The sequence below is a fragment of the Streptosporangium amethystogenes genome, assembly GCF_000721075.1.
Taxonomy (GTDB): domain Bacteria; phylum Actinomycetota; class Actinomycetes; order Streptosporangiales; family Streptosporangiaceae; genus Streptosporangium; species Streptosporangium amethystogenes.
The window spans coordinates 1-12,747 of record NZ_JOEQ01000044.1; the positions used below are offsets into that span (position 1 = coordinate 1).

Annotated in this window: 13 protein-coding genes; 2 read left to right on the top strand and 11 right to left on the bottom strand. The window is 60.8% G+C overall.

Annotated elements, in window-relative coordinates; genetic code table 11:
- Nucleotides 1–96, bottom strand: a 96-nt coding sequence (locus tag IG98_RS55005; RefSeq protein WP_030924237.1) for a transposase, incomplete at its 3' end; no start/stop codon positions are given.
- 131 nt (nucleotides 97–227) lie between these two features.
- Here IG98_RS55005 and IG98_RS0138420 point away from each other — a divergent pair.
- Nucleotides 228–551 (top strand): hypothetical protein, encoded by a 324-nt coding sequence (locus IG98_RS0138420; RefSeq protein WP_030924240.1) that lies wholly within the window; start codon nucleotides 228–230, stop codon nucleotides 549–551.
- Nucleotides 552–700: 149 nt separating this feature from the next.
- On the opposite strand, the gene IG98_RS51400 is transcribed toward IG98_RS0138420, so the two are convergent.
- The 8 genes from IG98_RS51400 to IG98_RS49575 all read right to left on the bottom strand — a co-directional run bounded on the left by IG98_RS51400 (nucleotide 701) and on the right by IG98_RS49575 (nucleotide 11,109).
- Nucleotides 701–1,192 carry a hypothetical protein gene (locus tag IG98_RS51400; protein WP_157594769.1) on the bottom strand — a complete coding sequence of 164 codons (492 nt, stop codon included), beginning with the start codon at nucleotides 1,190–1,192 and terminating at the stop codon, nucleotides 701–703.
- A gap of 1,024 nt (nucleotides 1,193–2,216) precedes the next feature.
- Entirely contained in the window at nucleotides 2,217–4,886 is a 2,670-nt protein-coding gene (locus IG98_RS49570) for a TniQ family protein (protein WP_084195971.1), read from the bottom strand.
- The gene (locus IG98_RS0138440; protein WP_051753486.1) at nucleotides 4,883–6,019 is read right to left on the bottom strand and encodes an ATP-binding protein; all 1,137 of its coding nucleotides are present in this window, start codon (nucleotides 6,017–6,019) and stop codon (nucleotides 4,883–4,885) included. The genes IG98_RS49570 and IG98_RS0138440 overlap by 4 nt, the downstream gene beginning before the upstream one ends.
- A complete protein-coding gene (locus tag IG98_RS0138445) occupies nucleotides 6,012–8,168 on the bottom strand; it encodes a DDE-type integrase/transposase/recombinase (protein WP_030924244.1) in 2,157 nt (718 codons plus the stop codon). The genes IG98_RS0138440 and IG98_RS0138445 overlap by 8 nt, the downstream gene beginning before the upstream one ends.
- On the bottom strand, nucleotides 8,165–8,896 hold the full coding sequence (locus IG98_RS0138450; protein ID WP_030924246.1) for a TnsA-like heteromeric transposase endonuclease subunit: 732 nt from the start codon (nucleotides 8,894–8,896) through the stop codon (nucleotides 8,165–8,167). The genes IG98_RS0138445 and IG98_RS0138450 overlap by 4 nt, the downstream gene beginning before the upstream one ends.
- Before the next feature lie 202 nt (nucleotides 8,897–9,098).
- A complete protein-coding gene (locus IG98_RS0138455; RefSeq protein ID WP_030924249.1) occupies nucleotides 9,099–9,821 on the bottom strand; it encodes a hypothetical protein in 723 nt (240 codons plus the stop codon).
- A 158-nt stretch (nucleotides 9,822–9,979) separates the two neighbouring features.
- Nucleotides 9,980–10,639, bottom strand: a complete 660-nt coding sequence (locus tag IG98_RS51405) for a coiled-coil domain-containing protein (protein ID WP_157594770.1) — start codon at nucleotides 10,637–10,639, stop codon at nucleotides 9,980–9,982.
- Between the two features lie 197 nt (nucleotides 10,640–10,836).
- Entirely contained in the window at nucleotides 10,837–11,109 is a 273-nt protein-coding gene (locus IG98_RS49575) for a DUF6262 family protein (protein ID WP_037972458.1), read from the bottom strand.
- Between the two features lie 65 nt (nucleotides 11,110–11,174).
- Between IG98_RS49575 and IG98_RS45850 the strand changes: the two genes are divergently transcribed.
- Nucleotides 11,175–11,546: a WD40/YVTN/BNR-like repeat-containing protein gene (locus IG98_RS45850; RefSeq protein ID WP_051753489.1), complete on the top strand. Its 372-nt coding sequence runs from the start codon at nucleotides 11,175–11,177 to the stop codon at nucleotides 11,544–11,546.
- 164 nt (nucleotides 11,547–11,710) lie between these two features.
- Here the strand turns inward: IG98_RS45850 and IG98_RS51410 are convergent, their stop codons facing one another.
- Nucleotides 11,711–11,902: a hypothetical protein gene (locus IG98_RS51410; RefSeq protein WP_169750267.1), complete on the bottom strand. Its 192-nt coding sequence runs from the start codon at nucleotides 11,900–11,902 to the stop codon at nucleotides 11,711–11,713.
- 388 nt (nucleotides 11,903–12,290) lie between these two features.
- Complete coding sequence (locus IG98_RS0138475) at nucleotides 12,291–12,710, bottom strand: DUF6632 domain-containing protein (RefSeq protein ID WP_211264296.1); 420 nt, start codon at nucleotides 12,708–12,710, stop codon at nucleotides 12,291–12,293.
- Nucleotides 12,711–12,747 lie beyond the last annotated feature (37 nt).

Below are 12,747 nucleotides of genomic sequence, written 5' to 3' on the forward strand. Positions count from 1 at the left end.
CCGCGCCACCGACGCGACCGTCCGTTCGCCCTCCAGTACCATCCGGACGGCCTCTTCCTTGAACTCCGATGAGAACTGCCTGCGACGCCTCGTCACGTATCTACCTCTTCCAGACTTCTGTCAGCTTATGTAGCTGACTGTCCGGAATCTGCTGGGCACCTCACTGACCGCATATGTTCACCGGCTTTGGGATCGGCGAACCGGTTGGGCCTGAGTACCCTCGGCTTGTGGAAGATCGCGAGCAATATGTGAGGTATCAGCAGGACCAGGCCGTGCTGGCGGCGATCGGGGCTTACCTCGATCCCCAGATCAGTCGGATTCAAGTGCGGTTGCCACGATCCGTGGCTGAGTCGGCGGTTGCTGCCTGGGGTCGCGATGAGTTAGGCGAGATCGGCGAGGAGAGCCGCGAAGAGTACGAACTACGTGACGATGCCGCCGAGCTGGCGTTGATCGGCTTGGCGATCACCTCGCGCGGTGTGTGGGATAGCGAGGAGGTCGTCGTCGACCTGGATGTCGCCCAGATCTCGGCGGCGTTGCGGACCGCGCGGTAGTTCAAGCTGCGGCAGCGAGAAGTCCTCCTCCCCAGCGCAGTCCCTTCTCGCTGCGGATGCGGGCACGCCGAATCCACTTGTCTGACAAACGTTCAAGCAGCTGACCAGCTATCTCGCTTGACTACCCAAAATAACTATCGCACCTGGTTTCAGGCGTTGCGGCCAATCAACGATTCGATGTATTGCTGAACGTCGACACTGCTGATGTCCGCGAGGAGAGCCGTCTCCGTGTGGCCGCCGTACTTCATCTGGTCGGCTCGTAGCGCTTTCGGAATGCCCTGGCTACGGACCCATATTTTGACCTGCCGTTCAAAAGCCCAGGCATCTCTGGTGAGCTCAAAGTCCCAGCGTGCGACCTGTTTCCAGCCTTGGGAGACGTGTTGGCTCAGGCGATGTTCCAGGTTGGCGATGCCCCATTTGAGAGCTTGGTAATCTTCATGGACGACCAGATAGAGATAACCAGACTTAGCGGGATTGATACCGCGTTGCGCGCAGGTGGAGCAGCCTCCTCGGCCGGCGCGGATGTTGTGCAGCATTGGTCCGGGGTCCAAGACAGTTTCACAGACCATGCAGCGCGCTTTCCACGGAACCATCGTGCTGCCGGGATAGGGCGCTAGTGGTTCAAGTGCCTTTTCCAGCATGCTTGCAATGGCTTCTTCAGCGCCCAGTCGCAGAGCGTCGGCAATCTTTTCTGATCGGCATGACCAACACTGATGTCCTCGCATACGAACTTTAGCATAGGTAGGTGTTCCTACATGATTGCACCTCAGGCAACAGGAGAGCCAGGGCTGAAGAGTTCCTGGATATTCAACGAGAGGATTCAGATCGGCATTGATCATCAGCTTCCGCGCCGTTTCATCAGTAATATCTCGCCCTGCGCAGCTAGAGCAGCTAGAGTTGCCGACTTGGACATGAGCCAGTCTCTTCGGCTTAATCGTTCCGCAAGTTATGCATCGGGATGACCAGGGTTTCCCCGCGCCGGGGTATTCCTCCACTGGCTCCCAGCCCCACTGCAACATAACGGCGGCGGCCTTTGCACCATCGCGCATGAGCTTGGCTGCGATCTTGCGCGACCTACACGTTTTACTGCAGACGCCGGTCCCCTTGTTAACGACGTCGTTGTATCGCGGTTTACTCACCTCTCCACATGTTAAGCAGCGGCATTCCCACGGCAGCTGAGTCCCGGGAAAGGGCGCAAGGGGGCGTGTCCCTCGGTCAAGCATGGCGGCGACCGCTTGCGCTTCGGTTATTTTGCGTGACATTCGACCTTCTTGAGATCCATCGTAACCACGGAGCTGTTATCGGGTTATCTCTCGTTGTCGTTCCTGGGGCTAGGTAGTGGTGCGCCCGGTGATGTCTCGAAAGGTTGGCATGCCGAGGTCGATCGTACTGGCGCGGCGGGCACATTCGTCGATTTGGGCGAGCTTCTGTTCTGCTCCGGATAGGCTGACCTTGAGTCTTTCGACTTCGCTCAGCCAGTTCTCCCGTTCGGTCTCGACGGTGCGAGATAGTAGTACTGATTGGTTAGGTGACGGGACATAGGCAGGCGGCCCGTAGGGAGGGGCTTGGGGTAGTTCCGTGCGTATGACGTAGGCTACTTAGATGGTGTCGAGAATTCTTTTAACGGACTGATCCACCCTCCATATATATGAGAGTGGGGCGAATTTACTCGAGGCTATCGGTAGCTTCCGCTGCTGAACGGGCATCGTTGATCGCTGACAGGAGTTGCTGCCCAAGGGGAGTCGGTTGCATGGGGCGCCCATGGTTCGCTCGACGAAATACCGGGCCTCCGAGTTCCTTCTCAAGCCGGTTGATCTGCAGGACGAGGCTACTTGCGTTGATGTCGAGAGCTGCAGCCCCGGCCTTCATGGACGGGTAGGCGGCGACCGCAGCAAAGCGATCGAGTCGCTCCCAAGCGCCAGCGCCAGTCAGCACCCGTTGCAGGATCCGAGGCATTGTTTCTGCTTGTTTTAGGGTGTTAAGAGTCGTGGAATGACTGAGTCCTCCGCTAGTTCTAACGGGAATCTTTAATTTCTTCGCCCAGCGGCTCATGTTGCCTGAGCTCATACCGGTTTCTTGAGCGAGTTCAACAAGGGTGCGTCGGTGATTGACGTGTTGGTCGTAAAGCCACTCTCGGGAGATGACGGCGCGCGGTTTGGGTCCGCCCGGTTGGCGGGTGATGATGCCATATTCGTAGGCAAGTGCAGTGGTTACCTTGCGTCCGATGCCATGCTTTGCGGCAATGTGTTGGAGGGAAAGTCTCTCTTGATAGTAGAGCCGGGCGAATTCATCGGGCTGTAGAACCGTTCGTGCCCAGCGCTTGACATCTCCGATGGCGCGTGCCTGATGCACGGTCATTGGTGTTGGGATCGCAGGGTGCTCCTCTAGGAGGCGCCGAACGGTTTCAATCGTTGTGCCGAGACTATCGGCCACTTGACTTATGGCCACCTTGGGAGTGCGGATCAGGTCGTGGAGGACCTTCAAGTCAATTTCTTCCAAGTCGGGGCCGGGAAGAGTGAGGCCCTGGAGCAGGTCGATAGGAGGCTGCCAGGAGATTGGTTCGTGTATGAACATCTCGCTAAGAAATCGGCGCGCGATTTGGTTAAGTTCGACGAGCAGATCTGGAGTAAGCTGCCGGGTGAAGTTGGCGAGACGAGAGCGGGAAACAGAATTGGTAGTAGCGAAGGATGGCGGAGCTAGGTCTGCCGGTAGTCCACTGAGTCGTTCGAAAAGTAGGCAACGGGCCAGTTTGATGCGGACACCCTTGCCGACAGTCATGCCGATACGTTGGCAAATATCCGCCCAGTCCGAATCTGGCAATACGTTGCTGTAGTCAAGGCTTCGGCGTCGTGAGTAGTCGATCGGGGCAGGATGTTCGTCGAGGGACTCGGCGAGACGAATCAGGGCAGTAAGGATGTCTCGCCAGTGAGGATCGACTTGGAGACCCTGTAAAACACGGGAGATGTTGCTGGTATTGATGGCTGCGCCGAGCCGCTGAGTTGTATCTGAGTACTCCAGACGGTTGCCGACCATTAAGAGTACGCATGACAGCGCGGGACGCATGAATTTTATTTGTGTTCCTTTGACGGGAGAGATTCGCAGTGACCATGCGGGCCAGAGCATGGTCGGGACTGAGCGGGAGCGACGCAGGACATGTGAAGATACTTCCTCAAGCGAGTCTGGTTTGCTGGAGGCGACTCGATGGCGGAGTTGGTCGCTGGGTCTTAGCATGGGGCCGATAGCAGCGAGTTGAACAGATTTGAACGCGGCGCTGGTTCCGCTGCCCCAATCTCTTAGCGTCGATGGGCTGACCGGCCCGGGATGCTGACGGCTTGTGGTTATAAGTCGGCCCAGTGCATGACCGGCTTGGCGGATGCTGGGTTGGATGAGAATGTTGATTGCTGCCGTAAGCCCGATTGCGGTCGTAATGGCACTAGGAGGCGCCGTTGCCCCCAAACGGGATGGCGGGTTGGCGACAGCATTAGTCTTTGATGGTAGAGCCAGCAAGCTCTCATAAGCATTCAGTAGGTCCTCGGGTAAGAACTCCTTGAGGTGTTCCGAGGAAACTGAGTTTAAAATGTGGCTAGCCAGCGCTCGGGCGTCGGACAGCATCGTCAAGGCTGGTTGCGGATCATCGGCATAGATGCCGAACTGGGCTGTTCCTGTATCAATCGTCTGAAAGAGTAATCGTTGTGCTGTCAAAGCCGGGTGAGGGGCGATGAGAGGGAGGGCTTCAGCAGCGGTGAGTATTCCACCGCATCGAGCGGTTCCGGCCCTGGGAGCGATGCCGAGTACTGGGTTGGCGCACAAGCCAGGTTGAGGGACGACATACTTTGCATGAGGGTACTTCCGTTGAACACGCCTGCAATCCGGGCAGAGGTCGGCGAGCAGACGGTTGTGGGCGGGACAGGCGAAAGCCCAGCCCAGTCGCCAGAGCAATCGCCATCGGCCAGCATCAGCAGCAAGGCAGTCCGAGCAGAAACGAGAGCCTCGTGATCGCCCCCACAATACTTGCGGGACGACTCGGCGAGTGATGCGGTCGATCTGAAGAGCCCGCTGGTGGTAATGCTCCAGCGTCATGGTTCTGATCGTTTTTGTGTTCGTCCCGGTGACATCAGCGATCACGGCGGCTTCGTGTTCCCGCAGGAGAATAGTCCAGTCTAGTGGAATGTCCATGAGGTGGTTTTCCACATGAAGACGGCGGGTGAGGCCGAGTTGCGGCATCAGCTCGCCCAGAGGGGTATGAAGCCGATGAGCGATCGCCTCGAACCAGGAGTCCAACGCCTCACCGGGTAAAGGAAGCACCCGGATCGGCAGGGTGCGCTGGCTGTTCATGCAGTCTTTTGCTGGGGCCGGCTCGTCAAGCGGCCTGCGGCAAAGGCTGACTCCATTTCCTTGCGGCCGGCCTCGGAGGCGGCATCATTCTTTACTCGGTCCAGCAGATCAATTCCCAACCGCTCGACACCGGTGCGTACGGCTCGCTGGCAGCCACGGTTAATCAAGGTCATGAGCGAACCGATGTGCCCGGTGCTACGGGCGAAGAGATAGTCCGACAGGTCGTCGGCGATCATACCGGAATACTTGTCCGCCAGGACGACACGTTGCTCAATCGCGAGCAACGTGTTGCGCCAATTTCTGCGCCCTTCAGCGCTATCAACAGTAAATACGTCCATGTCTAGTCGAGTGGTGCGTCGGCCCGTTTGCGCAAGGATCGCGTCCTCATAACTGTCGCCCTCGTCGAACAATCCTCGATTCTCCAAACCAACGCCAATCAGTAGCAGAGTCACTGGGAACTCGTTGGCGATGTGCTTGAAGTGGTTGCTGACCTCGATGCCATTCTTGTTCTTCCACCTCAAGAAGTGCAGATCATCGACGATTAGCAGTTTCGCTTCGCAGGACAAGACACAATCCAGTGCGCGGTGACCGAAGTCGGCGGCCGTGCCGCGGAAGCGGCCTGGGTGACCGTAGAACTCCAACATTCCGCGATTGAAGTCCCGCATCCCAGTATTGCTGGTTAGCCCGACTCGGCAGACGGGCCACCGTTCGTGTCCCGCATCGGTGTACTCGCCATGGTCTCTTACCTCGCGGAGGTGAAATTTCTTTGCGAAGGCGAGCGCTGCCGTTGTCTTCCCGAGGCCGGGGAAAGCATCGATTGCGATCCCCCCTTTGACTTTGTCGCCGTCTTGCTCATTGCTATCGAGGATGTCCCATAGATCCTCATGCAGTGCCGCCAATTGTGGAGTCTTCAGCGGGCCGAGGTTCGCATGCCAGACGCGGCGCCGTTTGTCATACTCAGCGAGAGCGGCCTCTCCCAACGCCTTGAGCTGCCGCCGCGTCAATATCTCGGGCTGGAGGCGAGGTGGGGCATCTACTCGGCGCTTCCATCCCTCTTTACGGGACAAGGTCAGGTTGTCCAGTCTGATCCGCAAATCGCTGTCCGGCACCTTGGCATCGCGGTGGTTAGTCATCCACGTCCTTCAGAGCGGTTGCGTAGAAGCCGAGTTCCTCATTCAGATCTTCAAGATCAATGTCGTCGTCGTCGCTCGCTTCGGTATCGGTTGCGCACTGGACAGCTTCGTCCATCGCTGGCTCTTTCGGCAGGGACAAGATGCGGGAGACCGACGGCAATGTGGCAACTGATGGTTCAGTCTCTGCCCCTGGCAGCCCCTCTCCCAGCTGCTCTCGGGAAAGCCGTAGGGCCATGCGGCGCTCGCTTAAGGAATTACCCAGCCCAAGACTCCATCGTTCCAGAAGTAGTCCGACCGCGAGTTTGTCGTTGGGATACGTGTACCGCTTGGCGGCTAACTGACGAGCGAATTTTAGGGCCTCATCGCTGAGCGGCATCTTCAAATCTGGAGCATGTTCCCACCACAGGGTGTGCCAGCGGTGTTCCACTGGATCACGAAAGTAAGCCCGGGTTACATCGTCAGGGTCGGTGCAGATCGGCCAGCGGCCCTTGGCTCGTCCTCCGTGCGAACTGGTGACATCGCGGCAGATATCGAGTGCGTCACCGTTGTAGCGCCGCGAGTCAATCTCGATACCGTAGTGCTGGATCGTCCGCCAATTGATCTCAAGGAATTCATAGGCCAGATTGGAGTCGCGCGGCACCTCGATGTAGCCGGCTCGAGCTATCCCGTGCTCGAACATCTTTACCGGGGACAGCGGGAACTTAGGTAGATGTGGGTCGAGCAGGCCACCATGGGGACGGCGATGGTAATCCACCGCCACCCACTCACGGATCATCGCCTCCAGTTCATGGTGGAAGAGGAACGCGTCCTTCTCTGGGTTGACGCCGCGCGTGTGAATATCCGGACCTTTATAGCCCGGCAGGACCTGGAGTAGATCCTCCCGGAGGGTCTTAAAGAACCTTTCGATTGGGCCTTTGTCTCGACCCGTCCGCAGCCGGGCAGGCTGCACTGAGATGCCCAATCGACGGCAGACACTGAGCAGATGTTCAGATAGGAATATCTTGCCGTGATCGACCACCAGCGTCTCTGGCACCATCGCAGGACCTGCCGCCGCAGCCAGTGGACCGTCGACCGCCGCCTTATCCACTAACACCGTACGGGGAATTCCGTGGTCCGGCCAGGCGGCACCCTCAGGCCATGAAGGGCCGATCGGTTGGGGCCGGTAGGTCTGGAAAAGCACAGCTGCGGCATCCACAGCCTTCGTCGATACCGGGGTGACACGGATTCCGGTGATGCATCGGGTGTACCAATCCATCGCAACCGTCAGCTCTGCTTGCATCCACTGAAGGGTGCCCGGATCCAACGCAAAAACATCCAGCCGAGTGGTGTCCATCAGTAGGTACTCGCCCGGCCGGGTGGGACGCAGTTTCCCATAGACCCCGCCGGGTCGGCTCGCGATGTCCCGATTGCGCTTGGTGCTCAGCCGGAACGTTGGCTGGCGCCGTTCCAGCTCTTCCATCCACCGGTAGGCCGTCGTCCGCTTCGGAACCTTGACCACGTCGGCGCCGAAGCGGGCTTCCAGACGTATGCGTACACGTTCAATGACGATCTTTACTGAGGGCTGGGACTCTTCGGTGTATTCGGCCATCACCTCCAGCGCAGTCTCCACCCACCGAGGATCCGCCCGGCCCAGCCCATCGGTCCTTGACGATCCCTTTTGCAGCACCAACCCGGCTTCGCCATCGGCGTGGTACCGCATTGCCCAGCGTTCCAGAGTGCGTACTCCTATTCCGAGTTCGGACGCCTTGGCTGCATAGCGACGCGCCAGCGGCAGGTCCGGAGAGTACTGCGGCCGTGGCTCATCCGCCCCCGGCAGTTCAGGCGTGCCCGAGCGGTAGCCAAAGAGCATCTCCCTGACGTGCGATGCACGCTCCAGAACCTCGGCTTTCTCCGCTTTCGATAGCGTGGCCAGCATCACCGTGGCCAGGTCACCCGGATCATCGGCTACGGGCCCCGTCCGGTTGGGGATCACCTGGGCTCGTCCCGAGGTCATTAGTTCGCGGACCGACATTCGCTGCAACCGGTCGCGCCCGTCCTTTAGGAGCACCTCCATGCCGGTGGGTAGCGCGAAGATTTCGACCACTTCGACCGTCTCGCCATCCAGTCGAAAATGCGTCCCGACTCCTAGTCGGGTTCCCGCCCCGCTCACGCGGCTTTCCGCAGTACGTGCGCCGCGCTGAGCGGACGGCTCTGATCTGTGATCACGTGCTGAGACCAAAGTAAGTGCAGCACAGCTGCCTTGAGCAGCGGTCGAGGCTGATCCGGCAAGCTCTTGAACGCGGCTCCTAAGGTCATTCCGTCAAGCGGTAGGGCTCGCAGAGCATCCAATATTCCGACATCGAACAACCAGTCCCGCCGGAACCCAGCCAGGAATCGGACATTTTCCAACTCGGCTGACTGAGGTTCGCTGTAAATCTCGTAACTCCACCCACGCCGCTCGACCGCTTTCCGCGTCCACGCGAAGGAGGAGGCGACCTTTGGGTGTTCTAGTCGGTGCTGCGGCTTGACGTCGACAACGACTGGCCCATTGTCGGTAAACAGCAGATAGTCGGGGATATGACGACGTAGCGCGCCGTCGATCTCCGCCTTGAGCAAGAAAGGCTGGGCGATGATATGACGCACCACCGGGTCGAAGTCAGCGAAGAGCAATCGCCCCAACTCGAGCCTCGATTCGTAGATCACATGGTCACGTGTTGTGGCCGACCAATAGATCCCCGAGTAGTGCTTCTGTCCCTGGTACCAGCGGAACGTTCGCCACGGCAGCACGGTACGCAGGAAGTCGGCCGAGACAGAGTGCCAGTCGAGATCTTCCACCGTCTTTTCATCAGCCCGCTTCACGCTCGCCAGAACCGAACCGATATCGCTTAAAGATCTCATCGGCTGCCACCTAACTCGGCCTTCACGGAAGCGGCTTCACTAGCCGCCGGACGCAAGGGTGCCCTGGTCCCAAACCAGAGCATGGCAAGTGTCTTCCTCCCGCATGCAAACAAGTGGAACTTCGACAAGAACGGCATAAACGGTGGCGCATCCGCCATCGCACCGCTATTTTGAACGGGACTCCGCCAGGGGAAAGCGGAACCTACAGCACGGCCTGCTCGGAGGTGTCGTCGGGGTGTGGCAGCGCGCCGTAGCCGAAGAACGTCAGCTCGCACACATACGGTCGGTCTTGGGCGCGCAGCGTGCCCGCGGCGGCGCTGCGCGGATTGGCGAACGTGGTGCCGTCGTGCGCGCGACGCTTGGCGCACGCGTCCTCGAACTGCGACGTGGTCATCATCACCTCGCCGCGCAACTCCACCGTGACCGGCTCGGCCAGCCTGGCGGGCAGTCCCACGATGGTGCCGATCGCGTGGCTCACGTCCTCACCCTTAGTGCCGTCGCCCCTGGTGACCAGCTGCACCAGCCGACCGCCGCGATAGCGTGCGGCGATCGCCAGCCCGTCGAGCTTCGGCTCCACGCTCCACACGGTCACCGGCCGGCCCAGCCTGCGCTCCAGCGACGCGGCCCAGTCGACCAGCTGCCCGGCGCCGAAGACGTTGTCCAGGCTCAGCATCGGCACCGTGTGCGGAACGTCGCCGACCACCGCGCCACCGGCCACCTTGCCCGTCGGCGAGGACGGCAGCACCTCGTCGGGATGCTCGGCCTCATACGCCTGAATGCCCCGGACCAACCGGTCGTAGGCATCGTCGTCCAGCGTGGAAGTGCCGTCTCCGTAGTACGCCGCGGCGGCGTCCAGGGCGAGCTGAACGGCTTCGGCATAGGCGGTCTGATCAGCGATGAGAGTGCTGGGGGGTGCGTCGGTCATGATCCCATCATCGCGCCCGGCACCGACAATTTCCGGGCCACGGAACGCGCCCCAGAGCTGGAATGTCCCTCCCCGACGCAGCCGTCAGCCAGGGCTGTTCAGAGCACAACTGGGACACCCCGAAAGAAGGCACGCCGAACCACCGAATACAACGCTTGCTACCAGGCAGGAATCAACCTGGCCACCCCGAAGACAGCCAGACATTCTGGAGGCAAGGGTCGAGGGCGTCCCACACAGCGGTGGGCATCGTCAACACTGGCCGGGATCTGCCGGCACCGCCTTGATGATCGAATCCCAGTCTTCGGCCACCCACCAGTGAAACAGCGACAACGTGCTGATGACCAGGTCGGGCAGCGCGGCGACGAACTCGTGCCGTTGGTAGGGGTGAGGCACCCGCTCAGGATGAGTTTGGTTTGAGCGTTAATGACCAGGATGTCGCCGTCGAGCGGGGTGCCTGGATGCAGTTGGGACCAGGTGGCCAGATGGCGCTGCAGATCGGTGATCAGCGTTTCCGTGGCAGCACCGCTGGCGGACTTGACCTCCACCAGCACCGTCTGGGGTGCGTGCCGGATGAGGAAGTCCGTCGGCTTGGAGCCGATGACCTGATCGAGGTCGGTGACGTTCAGACCTTCTTGGCGTAACACCGCGCCCACCGCATCGGTCAGGGCGTGCCCGGCACTGTGCAACAACTGGTAGCGGATCGGGTCGGCGAGCTCTCGAGCCTCGGTCAGAGCTTTGTCCAGGTCGGACTTGGCTGCTTGGTAGTCCTCGGCCAGCCGGGCCAAAGACTCCTGGACGCGCTTTTCCGCGCTGGTCATGTACCGCTCATCGACCAGATGCGGGGAGCACGCGAACGAGGGTGTCCGGTACGAAGGCGGATATGGCGTGCTGGGCCAACGACCCCACCACGCTTTTCCAGTCCACCCCACCGGGCAGCACATACCAGCGCATCCGCTCATCGGGCGACTCCACCGAACTCGGGTGTACATCAAAGCTCCAGCAATTCCGGCGCGGTTCAAGACGCTTCGACTTGGAAGTCCTGGTTGCCCTGGCGCTGGCGGCGTTGGTCACCGTAGGCAGCGATCGCCGCGGCCATAAGGGCTTTGGCATCGGGATTCTGGTAAAGGAATGTGCGGGAGACATCCGCTCGGCGGGCAACGGCGGGATAGGTGACGAACGCGCGTTCGCGGCGCATGAGCCGCAGCGCTTCTTCTGTCCGTTCGAGCTTGTCCCGGGTGCTGCTGCGGCGTGCCTCGTTGGCTGCGCGGGTGCGTGTGCCGCTCGTCATGAGGTGTCCTCGGAGTGGCTGATGACGGCGAGGTCGGCGGCGTTGAAGCCGGTGCTCCAAAGCCGGTGGAAGTAGTCCTGAGGCCGGCGCATGTCCAGGGCGAGGGCATCGTCGAGTACGCGACCACCCCCGACGGGCTCCAGGTCAGCCATGACGGCGGCGTGAACTTCACCGCGCTCACCGGCTCCCCGCTCATGTCCTATGTGGACGCTTTTGGCGCCGATGAGCTCGTCGGAGCCGGTGCCGACGGCCAGGTGCACATCAGTAAGGACAGCGGCAAGACCTGGCAGGTATCGGGCCGGCTGCCAGGCCAGGCCGCTGCTTTCACCGCCGTCGACAGCCAGCGTCTCCTCGCGGCCATGGAGGACGGGACCGTCATGGAATCAACAGACGCAGGGCACCGGTTCGCCATCGTCTACCGTCCGGCCTCGAGCTGAGCCCCGCGAATGGGCCACTGTCGATAAGCCTTTTGCGTAACAGACGGCGATGGCGGAGGGCGGACCCATCGCCGCAGCGCCACTCGTGCAGGCTCCGTCCGTCCGCCACGTCTGCGGCTGGCCGGCTCCCTGCACGCTGGTGGCGCAGGCACCCGCTCACTGAACTACACGTCCTGGTCACAGCCGTCACCGCAAGACGGTCCCTCCTCCTGCATCAGCGCCAGTTCGGCGCCCAACTGGGCGTGCGCGGCATTCGGCAGCCGGGCGAAATCGGGCTCGCGAAAGCCCTTCGGCCCGCCTTTACGTCCGGGGTGAATCAGCATCCGGTAGATCAACCTGTCACGTCGTGTAGCCAAACCGTCTCCGGGCACATAAGAGCTACACCTTGTGTGACTTTCGGTTGCCTGTAATGGGGCTCAATGCACGCGGGAGAAAGCTCCCGAGATCTGCCCGCGACAAGATGGGGCGACATTCGAACATGGGAAAAGGAGCACCGCCATGTCCATCAACCCATCGCAGGCTCACCCTGACCGTCGCGGCGGGAGCCGGTGCGCTCGCGCTGCTTACCGCCTGCGGAAGCAGCAATGACGTCGCGGTCAGGCTCGCCGGCATGGCCGACGCTCCGTCCGCATCCCCAAGCCGCGAATCGAGTGTGTCCTTCAACGATGCGGATGTGATGTTCACCCAGATGATGATCGTCTGGCAAGGCGCCGGAACAGACCGAAGAGCCGCGCACAGCCGTGCTCAAGGAGTGGGCGACGCCAGGTGGCGCGGGGTGAGCACGGCAAGTACCACGGCTACGATCATCAGCGCGGGAACGTCGCCCACCAGATGAACCCACTCGCCGAGATCCATCACGGCGTGCACGGCCATGACGACGGCATGCACCAGGCTGGACCACACGGTGAACCAGATCAGGGACAGGTGGTTGAACGGGTCGCGGGAGGCTCGGATCAGGAAGATCCCAAGCACCGCGTAGATCACCGCGATCATCTGCTCGTACTCGGGCTGTTCCGGTTGCCAGCGGAAACCGGCCGGCCAAAGGTTCATTAAGGGGTATACCCCGGCGACAAAGACGATCCCCACCACGATGAGGGCGATTTGAAGGCGCCGTTCCTGGGGCATGTTCGAACCTTCCAGTGCCGAGCCGCTGGGGTGTTTCATGCCCGCCTCACCGGCGGTGCCGAAGAATAGTGCGTAC

Bases quoted from the DNA above. Each gene is read 5' to 3' on its own strand.
- IG98_RS51400 (WP_157594769.1), bottom strand. From the start codon at position 1,192: ATGCTGGAAAAGGCACTTGAACCACTAGCGCCCTATCCCGGCAGCACG.
- IG98_RS0138455 (WP_030924249.1), bottom strand. From the start codon at position 9,821: ATGACCGACGCACCCCCCAGCACTCTCATCGCTGATCAGACCGCCTAT.
- IG98_RS51405 (WP_157594770.1), bottom strand. From the start codon at position 10,639: ATGACCAGCGCGGAAAAGCGCGTCCAGGAGTCTTTGGCCCGGCTGGCC.
- IG98_RS49575 (WP_037972458.1), bottom strand. From the start codon at position 11,109: ATGACGAGCGGCACACGCACCCGCGCAGCCAACGAGGCACGCCGCAGC.
- IG98_RS49570 (WP_084195971.1), bottom strand. From the start codon at position 4,886: ATGAACAGCCAGCGCACCCTGCCGATCCGGGTGCTTCCTTTACCCGGT.
- IG98_RS0138450 (WP_030924246.1), bottom strand. From the start codon at position 8,896: ATGAGATCTTTAAGCGATATCGGTTCGGTTCTGGCGAGCGTGAAGCGG.
- IG98_RS0138440 (WP_051753486.1), bottom strand. From the start codon at position 6,019: ATGACTAACCACCGCGATGCCAAGGTGCCGGACAGCGATTTGCGGATC.
- IG98_RS0138475 (WP_211264296.1), bottom strand. From the start codon at position 12,710: ATGAAACACCCCAGCGGCTCGGCACTGGAAGGTTCGAACATGCCCCAG.